Origin of the sequence: Streptomyces silvisoli, from assembly GCF_029269905.1 — a bacterium.
Classification (GTDB): Bacteria; Actinomycetota; Actinomycetes; order Streptomycetales; family Streptomycetaceae; genus Streptantibioticus_A; species Streptantibioticus_A silvisoli_A.
Genome location: NZ_JARJBC010000036.1, coordinates 19,013 through 33,585 on the forward strand (window position 1 = coordinate 19,013; position 14,573 = coordinate 33,585).

Sequence of the window (14,573 nt, forward strand, 5' to 3'; positions counted from 1 at the left end):
GACTGAAGCCCGCTACGGGGCTGTGCCGCGGGCTGTTGCCCCGTGCGCCCGGCGCGATGCCTGGGCCAGGTCGAGGTCGGTGGTCTCGGGAGCGAGCAGGTGTGAGAGCAGCGCGCCGAGGGCGAGGACGGCCGCGCCGACGAGCAGCACGAACCGGACTCCGAAGTGGGACAGTCCGATCGGCAACAAGAAGGTGCCGACCGCCGCGCCGACCCGGCTCATGGCGGCGGCGAAGCCGACGCCTGTGGTGCGGATGGAGGTGGGGAAGACCTCCAGCGGGTAGACAGCGGTCAACGCGCTGGAGGCGGCGTTGAGGAAGATGAAGAAGAGGAATCCCGCCACGATCAGCGGCGTGGACTTCGGCCACGCCGCCACCACCGCCAGACAGGCTGCGGTCACCCAGAACGGCGGAATCAACAGCTTGCGGCGGCCTATCCGGTCGACCACCAGGCAACCGGCGGCGACGCCGAGCACCGCCGTGACCGAGTAGACCATGAGCGCCAGCGTGGCGTGGTTGCCCATGCCGAGCGCATCGAAGACCGGTGTCCAAAAGGTGCCGATGGCGAAGTAGGGCAGCACCAGGCAGGCCCAGAAGGCGCTGGCGAAGACGGTGCTGCGCAGATGCTCGCGGGTGAAGAGAGCACGGAAGCTGTCCCGGCCCTCCCGGTCGGCGATCTCCGCCTCCACGTCCACCTCCACGCCGTATCGGGCGATGAGTTCCTCGGCCTCCTCACACCGCCCCTTGCTCAGCAGCCAGCGCGCCGACTCGGGAACTCCACCACGCAGCGCCAGGCACACCACGGCGATCACCGCACTGCTGGCCAGCGACCAGCGCCATCCACCGTGCACTCCGGCCAGCAGGGCTCCGACGGCCGTCGCCACCATGTATCCCACGTACCAGCTCACTTCAAGGCTGGCCAGCAGCCGCCCCCGCTTCCGGCTCGGCGCGTACTCGGAGAGCAGTGGCGCGCCGATGGCGTACTCGCCGCCGATGGCAACGCCCATCAGCAGGCGGATGACGAACAGTTGCAGGCCGTCGACAACGAAGAACTGCAGGACGGAGCCGATCAGGAAGACCAGCATGTCGAGCAGGAAGACCGGACGGCGGCCGATCCGGTCGGCGAGCCAGCCGAAGAGCGGGCCGCCGACGAAGATGCCGATCAGCGGCGAGGCGCCGACGAGGCCCTGCATGAGGGTCGACAGGTGGAGGTCGCTGGCGAGCGCGGTGAGGGCTGCGCCGATACCGCCGAGGATGTAGCCGTCGATGCTCTCGCCGATCTGGGTTGCGAGCATCAGCCGGGTCTGGAGGCGCTTCAGGGCCTGCTCGGGGGCCAAGGCGGCGGCGTCCGGTGCGTGTCTCAGTGCGGGCATGGGGACTTCCTTGTCCGGAGTGCGAACGGGGACGGTGGCGAGGCAGGACGCGGGAGGGTCAGGCGGCGGGCCAGTCGAGGGCGATGTACTTGGTCTCAAGGAAGGCTTCGATGCCGTCGTGGGAGCCTTCTCGTCCCAGGCCGGACTGCTTGACGCCGCCGAAGGGCGCCGCGGGGTCGGAGACGAGGCCGCGGTTGAGTCCCACCATGCCGGCCTCCAGACGCTCGGCGATCCGCAGCGCCCGGGCGACGTCGCGGGAGTACACGTAGGAGGCGAGGCCGTAGGAAGTGGCGTTGGCGCGGGTCACCACTTCCCCGTCGTCGTGGAAGACGGCGATGGGGGCGACCGGGCCGAAGATCTCCTCGTGCATCATCCGCGCGTCGTCGCAGACGTCGGTGAGCACGGTGGCCGGGTGGTAGAAGCCGGGCCCGTCGGGGGTCCGGCCCTGGGCCGCGATCCGGGCGCCGCGGTCCAGGGCGTCCCCGACCAGCTCCTGGATTCGGGCGAGCGCGGCGGCGTTGACCATCGGGCCGAGTTCGGTGCCCTCGGCCAGGCCCGGCCCGGTGCGCACGGCGGCCATCGCGGCGCCGAACTTCGCGGTGAACTCCTCGGCGACCGACGCGTGAACGTAGAAACGGTTGGCGGCGATGCAGACTTCGCCGCCGCCGCGCATCTTGGCGTCCATCGCGCCGCGCACCGCCGCGTCGACGTCGGCGTCGGCGCAGACGATGAAGGGTGCGTTGCCGCCGAGTTCCAGCGTGGTGTTCATGATCTGCTCCGCCGCCTGGTGGAGCAGCAGCCTGCCGGTTGCCGTGGAACCGGTGAAGGAGAACTTGCGGACCCGCTCGTCCGCCATCCACACCCCGACCACCTCGGCGGCGCGGTCGGTGGGCAGCACACCGAGCACACCGGCCGGCAGTCCGGCCTCGGCGAGCAGTTCCGCGACGGCCAGGGCGGTGAGTGGAGTGTCGGGGGCGGGCTTGAGCAGGACCGTGCAGCCGGCCGCGAGGGCTGGGGCGATCTTCCGGGTGACCATCGCGGCCGGGAAGTTCCACGGTGTCACATGCGCGGTGATGCCCACCGGCTGCTTGACGATGACGTGGCGGAAGCCTCCGCCCGGGGCCTCACCGAAGCCGGAGCCGACCCGCACCGCTTCCTCGGCGAACCAGCGGAAGAACTCGGCGGCGTAGCCGACTTCGGCGCGCGCGTCGCGCAGCGCCTTGCCGTTCTCCAAGGTGATCAGCCGGGCAAGGTCGTCCAGTTGGGCGTGGAGGAGCCCGTGGGCGCGGTGCAGGATCTCGGAGCGCCCACGAGGCGGGGTGGAGAGCCAGCCAGCCGCGGCAGCCTCGGCGGCGTCAACGGCTGCGCGGGCCTCCGGGGCGCCAGCTGCCGAGACCGTACGCAACGGCTGCTCGGTGGCGGGGTCGAGCACGGTGAACTCGCGGCCGTCCGCGGCGGGCGACCAGCGCCCGCCCAGGTACACGTCGCCTGCGCCCGGCGGTCCCGCGGCGATCTTCTCGGTCTGCATGGCCTGTCCGTCCTGGTGATGCGCCTCCCGTGGCCGTCCACGGGGAATGTGGACGGGACTGTAGGAACGCGAAATCGACCGGAACAAGGGAGCTACCGAGATCGCAACACGGGTTGCGCTGAGGCCAACTGCCCTCACGATGTCCAGGTCAGGTGAAGCGCGGCCTCACCGGCCGGGGCCGGGGCTCCCAGCCCAGCTGGGCGGAGACGCGTTCCGCCGCCAGCGCCGTGGCACGGCCGGCGGCTGGCAGCGAACCGTCCATCCGGTCGTATGGAGCGGAGATGTTGAGGGCCGCCACGACCCGGCCGCGGAAGTCCCGTATCGGCGCGGACACGCCGACGAGGCCGGGCTCGAACTCCTCGCTGACTTGGGCGTATCCGTCCCGGCGGGCCTCTTGGACGCGCTGCCAGACGTCCTGCACGGCGTGCACGGTCGAGCCGGGGAAGCCGTCTGCGAGGTCGCCACCGCCCAGGCGTAGGTACAACTCGTCGGGCGTGCCGTCCATGAGCAGGACGCGCCCGGCGGAAGTGCGTGCGGCGGGGACGCCGCGGCCCTCCCAGCCGTGCAGGCGGAAGTCGTGGCCGGATACCGAGAGCAGCGTGAGGACCTCGTTCCCTCGCAGCACGCACAGGTGCGTGGTCTCCTCCAGGTCGGCGGAGAGCGTGTGCATCACCGGCTCGGCGGCGCGCACGAGGCGGTTCTCGGAGGTTCGCGCGACCAACGAGAAGAGCCGCCAGCCGAGGCGGTACTCCAAGGTGTCCGGGTCACGCTCGACGATGTCCTCATCGGCGAGCGCCTTGAGCGCCCGGGAGACCTGGCTCTTCTCCCGCCCGGTCAGTCGCGCCAGCCGCACCACGCCCAGTCCGCCGCGCTCTTGGGCCTCGGCGGACGCGAGGGCCTCCAGGAGCTCGATGTCGCGGCGCAGCCCGTGGCCCAGTTGGCGGGCCCTTTCAGTCGGGGAGGAGGACGTCACACCGCACAGCGTAGAACCCCTCGCCCAGCACGGTGGTTGCGGTCATCGCAACCCGGGTTGCGATTGGCGTCCCTGCCTTGCCGGTGCCCGGTGCGGCTCCTAGATTCGCCGCTGCGAGCCGCGAGGTCCCCGGCGTGACGGGCATCGTGCAGACCCGAGGCGGCTGGTCCGTTCCCGTTCTTCCTGGAGGAATGCCTCATGCCCTTTGCCCAGACCGCGCTCATCGGCGAGTCCTTCATCGGCGAGGGCCCCAACGCGGCGCACACCAACATCGTTATCGGCCGCGCCGGCGGCCCGGTGGAGACGGCCTGGGTCTCGGCACTCGCCTCGCCCAGCGTCGGCTACGCGCCCTTCGTCACCGTGGTGCGCCCGAACGTCCCCGTCAAGCCGCTCACGCTCTTCGTCAACAAGGCGGCGGCCAACGGTGAGCTGCACCAGCGGGCGACCTGGGGCTCCGCGCAGGCCGGACTGGCGCGGGGTGTCGCCGACGCCGTCGAGCATGAAGTGATCCCGGCCGAGGAAGCCGAAGACCTGCTGATCGTCGCGGCGGTGTGGGTCGATCCGGCGGTGGACGACCTGGATGCCTGCTTCCGTAACCAGCGCGCTGCCGCCTTCCGCGCGGTCGCGGCCGCCGTGCACGCCGAGCCCGGCGTCGCCGAGGTGCTCGCCGCCGCCGAGGCGGGCCCGTCCAACCCGTTCTACACACCGAGCGCCGAGCAACTCGCCGCGTCCGTGCCGACCCTGGAGGCGGCAGCCCGATGAAGATCACCGACATCACTCTCGATCGGCTGCGGCTGGTGCTCGACCCGCCGTTCCGCGCGGCCTGGGACCCGGAGCCGCGCCGCCACTTCGACGCCACCATCGTGCGGGTGCACACCGATGAGGGGATCACCGGCATCGGCTCGGGCGACACCATGGACGGCTTCGACGCCTTCCGCCCCCTGTTCGTCGGTGAGGACCCGCTGGACATCGTCCGGCACGTCCGGGCCATCGAGACGGCCAACTTCCACGGCGGCGTCTACTGGCCGCTGGAGGCGGCGCTGTGGGACATCATCGGCAAGGTGCACGGCCGGCCGGTCGCCGAGTTGTTCGGCAATGCGGCCAAACAACTGCCCGCCTACGCCTCCTGTGGTGAGCTGAAGTCCCCGCAGGAGCGGGCGGCCACCGCGCTACGGGTACGCGAGGCCGGTTTCCGCGCCATGAAGATCCGCATCGACCGCAACCGGATCGACGAGGGCGTCGCCGCGGTCCGCGCGGTGCGCGAGGAACTGGGCCCGGACTTCGACATCATGGTGGATCTCAACCAGTCCTGGCGGATGGCCGGCGACACCGCGCCCTCCTCGGACCTGGCCACCACCCGTAAGACCATCGCCCGCCTGGCCGAGTTGGACGTCTTCTGGATCGAGGAGCCGCTGCCCTACGCCGACGTCGAGGGCTACCAGCGGCTGCGCGCGGAGAACCCGGGAGTACGGATCGCCGCCGGGGAGATGCACCACTCGGCCACCGAACTACTGCGCTACCTGGAGCAAGACGTCCTGGACGTCTACCAGATGGACGTGGTCCTCGCGGTGGGCATGCACCGGGCGCGCACCCTGGCCGAGGTGGCGCACCTCAAACACCGGCACTTCACGCCGCACTCCTGGACCAACGGCATCGGCGTACTGGCCAACCTGCACGTCTGCGCGGGCGTGGGCGGCGGCCCCTACTTCGAGTTCCCCTACGACCCGCCGGGCTGGACCCCGCAGCGGCGGGACTTCATGCTCGCCGAGCCGGTCGCGGTGAACGCGGACGGCAGGATCGAGGTGCCGCGCAAGCCCGGCCTGGGCGTGGACCTGGACGAGGACGCGGTGGACCGCTGGAGGGTCTCATGAGCACCACACCACCGACCGTGGAGCACCTGCTGTCCCGCCCGTACGGCGAGTGGCGCGCGGCCGCCTCCCAACTCGCCTTCGAGACCCGGCCGTTCATCGACGGGGCCTTCCTCGACCCGCTCTGCGACGCGGCCTTCCCCAGCGTCTCACCCCGCGACGGCGCCGTGCTCGCCCACATCCCGGACTGCGGCGCGCCCGACGTGGACCGCGCGGTGCGCGCGGCGCGCAGCGCCTTCGACGACGGCCGGTGGCGCGGGCTCGACCCGAAGGAGCGCAAGCGGATCCTGCTGCGCTTCGCCGAACTCGTTGTGGAGCACGCCGAGGAACTGGCCCTGTTGGACACCCTGGAAATGGGCAAGCCGATCACGGAGTCGGTGCGTATCGACGTGGTGAAGGCCGCGGAGACCCTGGCCTGGTACGCCGAGGCGATCGACAAGTGGTACGACGAGGTCGCCCCGGCGCCGCGCCACGCCCTCGCACTGGTCACCCGAGAGCCGCTGGGCGTCATCGGCGCGGTGGTGCCCTGGAACTACGCCCTGCTCATCGCCGCCTGGAAGCTCGCCCCGGCCCTCGCCACCGGCAACAGCGTGGTGCTCAAACCCGCGGAGCAGACCTCGCTCGCAGCGCTGCTGCTGGGGCGGCTGGGCAGCGCTGCCGGTCTGCCGGACGGCGTGCTCAACGTCGTACCGGGGCGAGGGGAGACGGCCGGCCAAGCGCTCGGCAGGCACCCGCAGGTCGACAAGATAGCTTTCACCGGATCCACCGAAGTCGCCCGACTCTTCCAGGTCTACGCGGGCGAGTCCAACGGCAAGCAGGTCGCGGTGGAGGCCGGCGGTAAGTCCCCGCAACTCGTGCTCCCGGACGCCGACCTCGCCGCGGCCGCCTCCGCCGTGGCATGGGGGATCTTCTACAACGCCGGCCAGACCTGCAACGCGGGATCGCGGCTCGTGGTGCACCGGTCGGTCAAGGACGAGTTGCTCGCGCGGATCGTCAAGACGACCGAGGCGACGTTCACCGTCGGCGACCCGCTGGACCCGGCCACCGTGATGGGCCCCCTGGTCGACGAGGCCCAGGCCCAACGGGTTCTGGACTACGCCGAACTCGGCCGACGCGAGGGCGCCTCGCTGGCCCTCGGCGGCGGCCGGGTAGCCGTGGCCGGGCCGGACGGCGAACCCCTGGACGGTCCGTACCTGCAGCCGACCATCCTGGACGGCGTCGGCAACGCCTCCCGGGTAGGCCGCGAGGAGATCTTCGGCCCGGTGCTCTCGGTAATCGACTTCGGCGGCGGCGCGGAGGAGGGCGTCCGGATGGCCGACGACTGCGACTACGGCCTGGCCGCCTCCGTCTGGACCCGCGACCTCGCCACCGCACACCGCGCCGCCCGGGCACTGCGCGCTGGAACGGTCTGGGTCAACACCTTCGACGCCAGCGACGTCATCACGCCGTTCGGCGGCTTCAAGGCCACCGGCGCCGGACGCGACAAGTCGCTGCATGCCCTGGACACCTACACGGCGCTGAAGACCACCTGGATCGACCTGGGCTGAGCCGCTCCCGGTCCTGCCCTACGCCGGGGCGCCCGCCCCGGCCCACCACCCGCACTTTCGAGCCGTAGTGAGGCACACCATGAGGATCGGATTCATCGGACTGGGCAACATGGGCGGCCACATGGCCCGTAACCTCCTCCAGTCGGGCCTGCCGGTCACCGTCCACGACACCCGCGAGGAGGCCGCCGCCCCGCACCGCGCCCTCGGCGCTGCCTGGGCGCCGACCGCCGCGGCGTGCGCGGCCCAGGCCGACGTCCTGATCACCATGCTCCCCACTCCCAGGATCGTCGAGGAGGTGATGCTGCGCGGCGGTGCAGCGGCGGCGCTCGCCCCCGGCGCGCTATGGATCGACATGTCCACCTCCACGCCGGCCGCCGCGCGCCGGGTACGCGAGGAGGTCCTCGACGCTCGCGGCGTCCGCGTCCTCGACGCCCCGGTCAGCGGTATGGCCCGGGGCGCGGACGCGGGCACCCTGCAGATCTTCGTGGGCGGCGCCACCGAGGACTTCACCCGCGCGCTACCCGTGCTGGAGGTGCTGGGCGACCCGGACAGGATCCTGCAGGTGGGCGGCCATGGCACCGGCTACACCGTGAAGCTGATGATCAACCTGCTCTGGTTCAGCCACCTCGTCGCCACCTCCGAGGTGCTGGCGGTGGGCGTCAGGGCAGGCGCGGACCTCGGCGTGCTGCGCACCGCGCTGCTCACCAGCCCCGCCGCATCGCACTTCCTGGAGCGGGACGCGCTGTCCGTACTCGCGGACGGCGACTACGACGAGTCCTTCGCCATGACGCTGGCCTGCAAGGACCTGGGACTGGCGGTGGACCTCGGCCGGGACGTCGGGGTGTCGGTCGAACTGTCCGCACTGGTCGAGCAGGTCTACCGGCGAGCCAAGGCCCAGTACGGCGACCTCGCCGGGGAGATGGCACCGATGCGGCTCTACGAGGAACTGGCCGGACAGCACTTCCGGCTGCCCGTCCCGAAGCAGGCCGCGCTCACCGCCTGAAGTCCCAACCACCACACAGGAGCCCGCACCATGTCCGCCCTCTCCTCCCCAGCCGCCGGGGCCTCGTTCACCGTCGACCCGACCTGCGCCACCATCTTCGGGGCCGGCAGCCTCGCTCGGCTGCCCGAACTGATCGCCGCCACCGGCCATCGGCGCGCCTTCGTGGTCACCGACCCCGGCCTGGTCGCCGCGGGCATAGCCGAGCGCGTCACCAAGGTTCTGAACGCCGCCGAAGTCGAGTGCGGCCTCTTCGCCGACGTCGCGCCCAACCCCTCCACCGGCAACGTCGACGCTGGCGCCGCCGCCGCCCGCGCGTTCGGGCCCGCCGCGGTCGTCGCTCTCGGCGGCGGCTCCAGCCTGGACGCTGCCAAGGGCATCTCGCTGCTGGTCGGCAATCCGCACGCGCGTGCCGCCGACGCCGACGAACTGTGGGACGCCGCTGACGGCCTGCCGCTGATCGCCGTCCCCACCACCGCCGGCACCGGCGCGGAAACCAACGGCTTCGGCGTGATCGAGGACGTTGCCGCGCACCGCAAGGTCTACCTCGGCCACTCCTCCGTACGGCCGCACACCGCCGTACTGGACCCGGAGCTGACGCTCGGCCTGCCGCCGCACGTCACTGCTGCCACCGGGCTGGACGCCCTGGTGCACGGCGTGGAGTCACTCGCTTCCCGCGGCGCCAACGCCGTCTCGGTCGCGTACGCCACCCAGGCGGTGGCCCTGGTCGGCCGCTGGCTCCCGATCGCCTACCGGGACGGCGCCGATCTGGAGGCTCGCGCCCAACTGATGCTCGGCGCGCACTTGGCCGGGCGAGCGCTCACTATCTCCGGCCTCGGCCTGGTGCATGGCATCGGCCATGCCCTGACCGCCCGCATCGGTACCCCGCACGGCGTGGCGCTGGCCGCGGTCTTCGAGGAGGTCATGGAGTTCAGCGCCGAAGCGGCAGGCCCGGCGTACGAGCAGGTGGCCCGAGCACTGCGGGTCCGGCCTGGTGTGCCGGATCCGGCTCCGCGCGACTGGGCGAGCGCGGCGATCGGCGCTGTCCGCGAGATCTCCGGCGCGATCGAGGTGAAGCGCCCGCTGCGCGAACTGGGCGCGACCAGGCAAATGCTGACCTGCGTCGCCGCTGGCGCTGTCGCGGACGCCGTCACCCGCAACGCGCCGAAGCCCGCCACGGAGGCGGAGGTCCAGGAGATCCTCGCATCGGTCTTCTGACGGCGTCTCACCTCGCCACCACGAAGCCGCCGCCCCACCGCGGCCCGCGGGCCGCCGAGGCTGTCGGCACAGGGCCGTCACGGCCACTGATGGGGCGTCAGCGGCGTGCATTCGTCGGCCACTTCCACGGCTCACGCCCCTCGGACCGTGGTACAAGTCCTGGCCCGCCCCGTTACAGGCCACCGGGTGAGGAGAGTCCGTCGCGCAGCCAGGCAGCTTCGGGCCGGGCACTCCGCGCGCCCGGTCAGCCGCTTGCCCGATCTGCCCACCCTTGGCCCCAACCGGAAGGCATGGACCCGACGCAGTGGCCCGGTACTCGATCGGAAAACGGCGCTGGAGATCTCCGTCGAGGACCGGGGGATCGTGGCCACCGCCGACCCGGCACGTCTGTCAGAGAAGCGCACCTGGTACCTGGCCGCCAATCTGCCCCACGCCTGACGTTCGTCGTCCGCACAACAGTTGGACACCGACCCGCCGGGTCAGTGGGGCAGCCCGCTTTCGGTGGTTGTGATGGGGACGTAGTCCACGATCAGGGACTGCGAAACTGGGTGTTGCCGTTGGGGTCACCGGGCCAGTAGCCGCCGACGGCGAGGTTCATGATGAGGTGGATGGGATGGTCGAAGACCCACTTGATGCCGTGGGTGTCGGCCGGGGTGCGGGTCTCGTAGGCGTGGCCGTCGACAGAGAAGGTCACGGCGCCCGGCGACCAGTTTCCCTCGCAACGTTCGGTACGGCCACGGCCCATCGAGTACGCACGGGGGGTGTCGGTCACGCGCCGCAGTGGTCGGACACGGGCAGTTTGCCGGTGATGAGGTAGGTCGTCTCCGCGGCACGGGCGCACCCGGAGTTGAAGTACGCCGTGTGTCCCGTGACGTTGGCGACGAGTAGAGCGCTGCCGGTGATCTCGCGGTGCAGACCTTGCGCCCATACCAGCGGTGTCGACGGGTCGTACCGCGTGCTGGCCACCAGGATCGGTGGGGCACCGGTGATCTTCTGCGGCCCCCAGGGATCGGTGGACGGCAGCGGCCAACCCGCGCACAGGTCCGTCATCAGCCAGGCCTCAGAGGAGGCGCCGGTGTGCGGGGACAGGGCGCGGGCCTGCTTCAACCGCGCGGCGGTGTCGGCGTAACCACGCAACTGCGGCGGGAAGTCCATGCAGCCCACTGCCGCATAGGCGTCTTGAGGCTGCCCGACGTCGGAGTTGTCGGCCATCAGCGAGGCGTCGCCGTCCTGTGCCTGGGCGATCGCCGTACCCAACTCCCGCCAGGTGGAGGGGAGCAGCGAACTGGTCGGCCCGAACAGCAGCAGGTTCGGCAGCACCATCCGGATCGCGTCGGCGTTCACCGTCGTCGCACCGCCCCTGGCGTGCGGTGCGGGGATCGGCGTGCGGGCCGCGCGGGCCACCAGTCCGTCCCAGATAGCGGTCACGTCCTGGCCGTGCAGCGCACACGACCTCGACGCCGTGCACCACCGGGCGAACCGGTCGAACACCTCCGACAGCGAGGACGCCTCCTCGTCCAGGAAGGTGGCCGGGGTAATGGCGTGGTCCATCGCACCGTCGAGCACCATAGTCTGAACCTGGTGCGGGAACAGGCGGGCATAAGTCTGGCCGAGGAACGTACCGTACGACACGCCCAGGTAGCTGATCTTCCGCTGCCCCAGCGCGGCACGGATCACATCCATGTCACGGGCCGCGCTGACGGTGTCGACGTTGGCGACCAAGCCGGGCGCCGAATGCTTGACGCAGGAGGTGCCGTAGGCCGCGCTCTGTCGCTGGACGGCCGCGAACTGCGCCTTCGAGTCAGGGAAGACCGCTACCTTCGGCGACAGCGCCGCACCGGTGCACGCCACTGCGGTACTGTCCCCGACCCCGCGCGGGTCGAAGCCGATGACGTCGAAGCGCCGCTGCAACTCGGCGGGCAGCACCACCCGCCCCATCTCGGAGATCACCTCGGCACCCGCCCCGCCAGGACCACCCGGGTTGAACAGCAACACCCCCAGCCGATGCTTTGAATCCAGAGCCGGCAGCCGGGACAGATGCAGGGAAATGGTCGGCCCATGCGGACGGGCCCACGACAGCGGCACCCGAATGTCCGCGCACTGCGCAGGGCTCGCCTCCGGCCCCGCATCGGCACACTTAGTCCACTTAGGCGCGGCCGCCACGAACGACGGCGTGGACGGCCCGGCCGACTGCACCGCCGCAGCGTTCCCAGACCACGGGCCCAAGCCCACGGCTACCAACAGCAACGGCACGACACCGCGCGCCGCCCAGCGTAATCTCACCATGCGTCAGACAGTACTGGCTCACTATCATCGCGGTGTAGGCCGTCGCGCCGACGTTCGTTCTGATAGTCGCTAGCGTGGCCAACAAATCAAGCCCGACCTGCCAGGCTGCTGCCGCCTGCTTGAAACTACCTCGGCCCAAGGCGTGTTGAAGCCTTGGGCCGAGGCCAAGGCGGCTTGCCCGCCTCAAGCGGCAGCACATCACTTGCTCAGCTTGAGCCTCCACAAGCCGCGTCCGTGTGTGGCGGCGACCACGGTGTCGCCCGAGGGGAGGAGGGTCAGGTCGGTCGTGACGGAACTGGGCAGACCGCGGCCGAGCCGCGCCCAACGAGTCGGGTTCCTGACGTCCGCCGTGTAGACGAGGTGGTCGGTGGCCAGGATCAACTGGCCCTTCGCGATGACGAGCGCATCGGCCGGAAGGTCAGGTAGGTTGCCGCTGATGTCCCTCCAGGTACTGCCGCCGTTGAGCGACTCGAAGACGTGCCCGACGCCAGCGCCGGGAATCCACTTCCGCGAGTACGCTCCGTAAACGGCGTAGACGTGAGCCGGGTTGGACTGTTCGCTCACCAACCGGGTGAGGTAGCGGTTCGGCAGGTTGGGTGCGGTGATCGTGTGCCAGGTTCCGCCGTAGTTGGTGGCGATGCCGCTTTTGAACCCGGCTCCGCTCTCGGCTGACGGCAGGCAGGGACCACACCAGCCGACGTAGTCAACGCTGTTGTTCGCCTCGACCGCGGTGGTCGAGGCGTTGGCGCCGAGATCGTAGACGTTCTTCCAGTCGCAGCTGGCCGCCGTCTTCGAGCAGACCGTGTCGAAACCCTTCTGGGTCTCCCAGACATACCGGCCTGATATCACCCATTGGTTGGGGTCGGTTCTGTCTGCCGTGAAGGGGGCGATGAACTGCATGTTCGGATCGCAGCCCGCCACCGGCGCGTTGATCTGGCAGCTCGGGCTGATCTCCCGGAATGCCGCGGCCTTGCCATCGGAGCGGCCGCCGTCGGTGGTCACGGCGATGTCGCCGTCAACATATTCAACAGCCGCCCGGTCGGCGTTCCCCGGGTCCACGATGACATCGCCGCCATCGCCGGCGAACGGCTGGATCACATCATGGGAGTTGCCCCGGACCAGGGTCCCGCCGTTGTCCTGAAGACCGCCCCATAGCGCGGTGCCACCGTTGGGGTCGCGACCCGCGCCGACGTAGAAGTACTGGAGCGTGTGCAAGCCGGAGTTGAGATCCTTCCAGTCGGCGGTGACGGAGTTGGCGGTCGGCCGCGACCAGACACCGCCGTCGCTGCCCACGTATACCGTGCCGTCGCCACTGATCGCGATGGCGTGCTGGTCCGTGTGGACCGTGGGCGAGCAACCGGTGGCTGTCCCGTAGCAGGGCAGTGTGTAGTTCCAGAACGGCGCGATGGTCTTCCAGGTGGCTCCGCCGTCGCGGGTCTCGTAGATCTCCTCCAGGCCGACGTACGCATGCCGGGGGTCGCGCGGGTCGACCGTGACGTACTGGTTGTACCAGGAGCCGACACCCGGTTCGTAGGAGGATGGAAACCCTTGCGCGGAGCCGGACTTGGCCAGGGTGCCCGCGTCCGCGACCAGCGTCCAGGGCCCGTTGGGGTCGCCGTTGGCCGACTTGTACACGCCCTTGAGCGTGGTCGACTGCAGGGGCGAGGGCCGCTTACCGGAGTAGTAGGCAGGTGACTGGATGACCGCGTACAACGCGCCGCCGTCGGGAGCGTAGGCAAGGCTGGTGCGGCCGATGTCGGAGTTGTCCAGCCCGGCTGGCTGGATCCGCCGGAACGAGCCGGGCGCCCCGCCCTTCGTGGACAGGTACAACCCGTCGAAGGGGGTACCGTCGCGGAACCCGAGCGCGGCCAGCACCGTCCTTCCGTGACTGCCCGGCCGCACCACGACGCTGGAGATGATCGAGGTCCGGGTCGGGTCCTTGTCGGGGTTCGGGTCCGGTCTGAGTACCGGCTGCCACGGCTGGTTCGGCCGGCTCGTCAGCGGACGCCGCCACAGGCCGTGGCTGGTCGCCGCGAACAGGTACGAGCCGTTCGCCGTCAACCCGGCCACCTGGGCGTTCAGCAACTCCGACCCGCCGACCCGTTGGAACGTCCGGCCGTGGTCGGCGGAACGGTAGACCCCCTGGCCGGTGTAGTTGTCCGCACTGGTGTTGGCCTCACCGGTGCCGACCCACAGCGAATGGTCGACGGGGTTTACCCACAGCGCGCCGATCGATTCGGTGGACTCGTGCTGGAACTCGGGCGTCCAGGACTTGCCGGCGTCGCTGGATCTCCAGACGCCACCATCGGCGAACCCTGCGTAGACCCACCGTCCGTCAGTGGCGAGTGCGGACGCCCGGCCGGTCACCAGACCCCAGCCCGAGCCGTAGTCGGAGAAGGACGGGTCGGCGTAGCCGGGCGTCTCGCTGTTGGTCGAACCGCTGGTCACCTCCGACCAGTTGCCGCCCCGGACCGGCAATCGGTCACCGGCGGCCGACCCCGCGGCCAGGGCAGCACCGGAGACCGAGGCTGACGGAGCAGTGCGCGCCGCGGCGAACTGGAGGGTCCCGGCGACTGGGTCGTCAGGATCTCCCCCGTCGTCGGCAGGCTGGACGCCGGAAGCCTTGTTGTGGTGCACGTGACGTGCGAGCGCGGAGAGTTGCCGGGTGGCGGATGGGGAGTCAGATCTTTGGTCGCCAAACGCGGTTGCACCGCTGGTGAGTACCGCCGCGGCCGCCGTTGCGGCCACCAGCAGTCTGGAACGTTGAAGCATCAAATGCCTC

General features: G+C 70.6%; 11 protein-coding genes and 1 pseudogene. 6 read left to right on the forward strand and 6 right to left on the reverse strand.

What is annotated here, in order from left to right; genetic code table 11:
* Positions 1 to 12: 12 nt before the first annotated feature.
* From P3G67_RS33895 to P3G67_RS33905, 3 genes are all read right to left on the reverse strand, one after another.
* Positions 13 to 1,371: an MFS transporter gene (locus P3G67_RS33895; protein WP_276096926.1), complete on the reverse strand. Its 1,359-nt coding sequence runs from the start codon at positions 1,369 to 1,371 to the stop codon at positions 13 to 15.
* A 58-nt stretch (positions 1,372 to 1,429) separates the two neighbouring features.
* Complete coding sequence (locus tag P3G67_RS33900) at positions 1,430 to 2,899, reverse strand: NAD-dependent succinate-semialdehyde dehydrogenase (protein WP_276096927.1); 1,470 nt, start codon at positions 2,897 to 2,899, stop codon at positions 1,430 to 1,432.
* 148 nt (positions 2,900 to 3,047) lie between these two features.
* On the reverse strand, positions 3,048 to 3,872 hold the full coding sequence (locus P3G67_RS33905; RefSeq protein WP_276096928.1) for an IclR family transcriptional regulator: 825 nt from the start codon (positions 3,870 to 3,872) through the stop codon (positions 3,048 to 3,050).
* A gap of 198 nt (positions 3,873 to 4,070) precedes the next feature.
* On the opposite strand from P3G67_RS33905, the gene fae reads away from it, so the two are divergent.
* The 6 genes from fae to P3G67_RS33935 all read left to right on the forward strand — a co-directional run bounded on the left by fae (position 4,071) and on the right by P3G67_RS33935 (position 9,943).
* Positions 4,071 to 4,634, forward strand: coding sequence for a formaldehyde-activating enzyme (gene fae, locus P3G67_RS33910; RefSeq protein ID WP_276096929.1), 564 nt, complete (start codon positions 4,071 to 4,073; stop codon positions 4,632 to 4,634).
* Entirely contained in the window at positions 4,631 to 5,743 is a 1,113-nt protein-coding gene (locus P3G67_RS33915) for a mandelate racemase/muconate lactonizing enzyme family protein (protein WP_276096930.1), read from the forward strand. Before fae ends, P3G67_RS33915 begins: the two co-directional genes overlap by 4 nt.
* Entirely contained in the window at positions 5,740 to 7,287 is a 1,548-nt protein-coding gene (locus P3G67_RS33920; protein ID WP_276096931.1) for an aldehyde dehydrogenase family protein, read from the forward strand. Before P3G67_RS33915 ends, P3G67_RS33920 begins: the two co-directional genes overlap by 4 nt.
* Positions 7,288 to 7,366: 79 nt before the next feature.
* Positions 7,367 to 8,290, forward strand: a complete 924-nt coding sequence (locus P3G67_RS33925) for an NAD(P)-dependent oxidoreductase (protein WP_276096932.1) — start codon at positions 7,367 to 7,369, stop codon at positions 8,288 to 8,290.
* Between the two features lie 30 nt (positions 8,291 to 8,320).
* Positions 8,321 to 9,505: an iron-containing alcohol dehydrogenase family protein gene (locus tag P3G67_RS33930; protein ID WP_276096933.1), complete on the forward strand. Its 1,185-nt coding sequence runs from the start codon at positions 8,321 to 8,323 to the stop codon at positions 9,503 to 9,505.
* Positions 9,506 to 9,757: 252 nt separating this feature from the next.
* Positions 9,758 to 9,943, forward strand: coding sequence for a hypothetical protein (locus P3G67_RS33935; protein ID WP_276096934.1), 186 nt, complete (start codon positions 9,758 to 9,760; stop codon positions 9,941 to 9,943).
* Between the two features lie 41 nt (positions 9,944 to 9,984).
* On the opposite strand, the pseudogene P3G67_RS33940 reads toward P3G67_RS33935, so the two are convergent.
* The 3 genes and pseudogenes from P3G67_RS33940 to P3G67_RS33950 all read right to left on the reverse strand — a co-directional run.
* Positions 9,985 to 10,217: pseudogene (locus tag P3G67_RS33940) on the reverse strand (glycoside hydrolase family 16 protein); the annotation flags it as partial.
* 56 nt (positions 10,218 to 10,273) lie between these two features.
* The gene (locus tag P3G67_RS33945) at positions 10,274 to 11,497 is read right to left on the reverse strand and encodes an alpha/beta hydrolase (protein WP_276096935.1); all 1,224 of its coding nucleotides are present in this window, start codon (positions 11,495 to 11,497) and stop codon (positions 10,274 to 10,276) included.
* Positions 11,498 to 11,989: 492 nt separating this feature from the next.
* Positions 11,990 to 14,563 carry a glycosyl hydrolase gene (locus P3G67_RS33950; protein WP_276096936.1) on the reverse strand — a complete coding sequence of 858 codons (2,574 nt, stop codon included), beginning with the start codon at positions 14,561 to 14,563 and terminating at the stop codon, positions 11,990 to 11,992.
* Positions 14,564 to 14,573 lie beyond the last annotated feature (10 nt).

Excerpts from the sequence above, each read along its gene's own strand:
- fae (WP_276096929.1), top strand. The coding sequence starts at position 4,071 with ATGCCCTTTGCCCAGACCGCGCTCATCGGCGAGTCCTTCATCGGCGAG.
- P3G67_RS33950 (WP_276096936.1), bottom strand. The coding sequence starts at position 14,563 with ATGCTTCAACGTTCCAGACTGCTGGTGGCCGCAACGGCGGCCGCGGCG.
- P3G67_RS33915 (WP_276096930.1), top strand. The coding sequence starts at position 4,631 with ATGAAGATCACCGACATCACTCTCGATCGGCTGCGGCTGGTGCTCGAC.
- P3G67_RS33900 (WP_276096927.1), bottom strand. The coding sequence starts at position 2,899 with ATGCAGACCGAGAAGATCGCCGCGGGACCGCCGGGCGCAGGCGACGTG.
- P3G67_RS33925 (WP_276096932.1), top strand. The coding sequence starts at position 7,367 with ATGAGGATCGGATTCATCGGACTGGGCAACATGGGCGGCCACATGGCC.
- P3G67_RS33930 (WP_276096933.1), top strand. The coding sequence starts at position 8,321 with ATGTCCGCCCTCTCCTCCCCAGCCGCCGGGGCCTCGTTCACCGTCGAC.
- P3G67_RS33895 (WP_276096926.1), bottom strand. The coding sequence starts at position 1,371 with ATGCCCGCACTGAGACACGCACCGGACGCCGCCGCCTTGGCCCCCGAG.
- P3G67_RS33920 (WP_276096931.1), top strand. The coding sequence starts at position 5,740 with ATGAGCACCACACCACCGACCGTGGAGCACCTGCTGTCCCGCCCGTAC.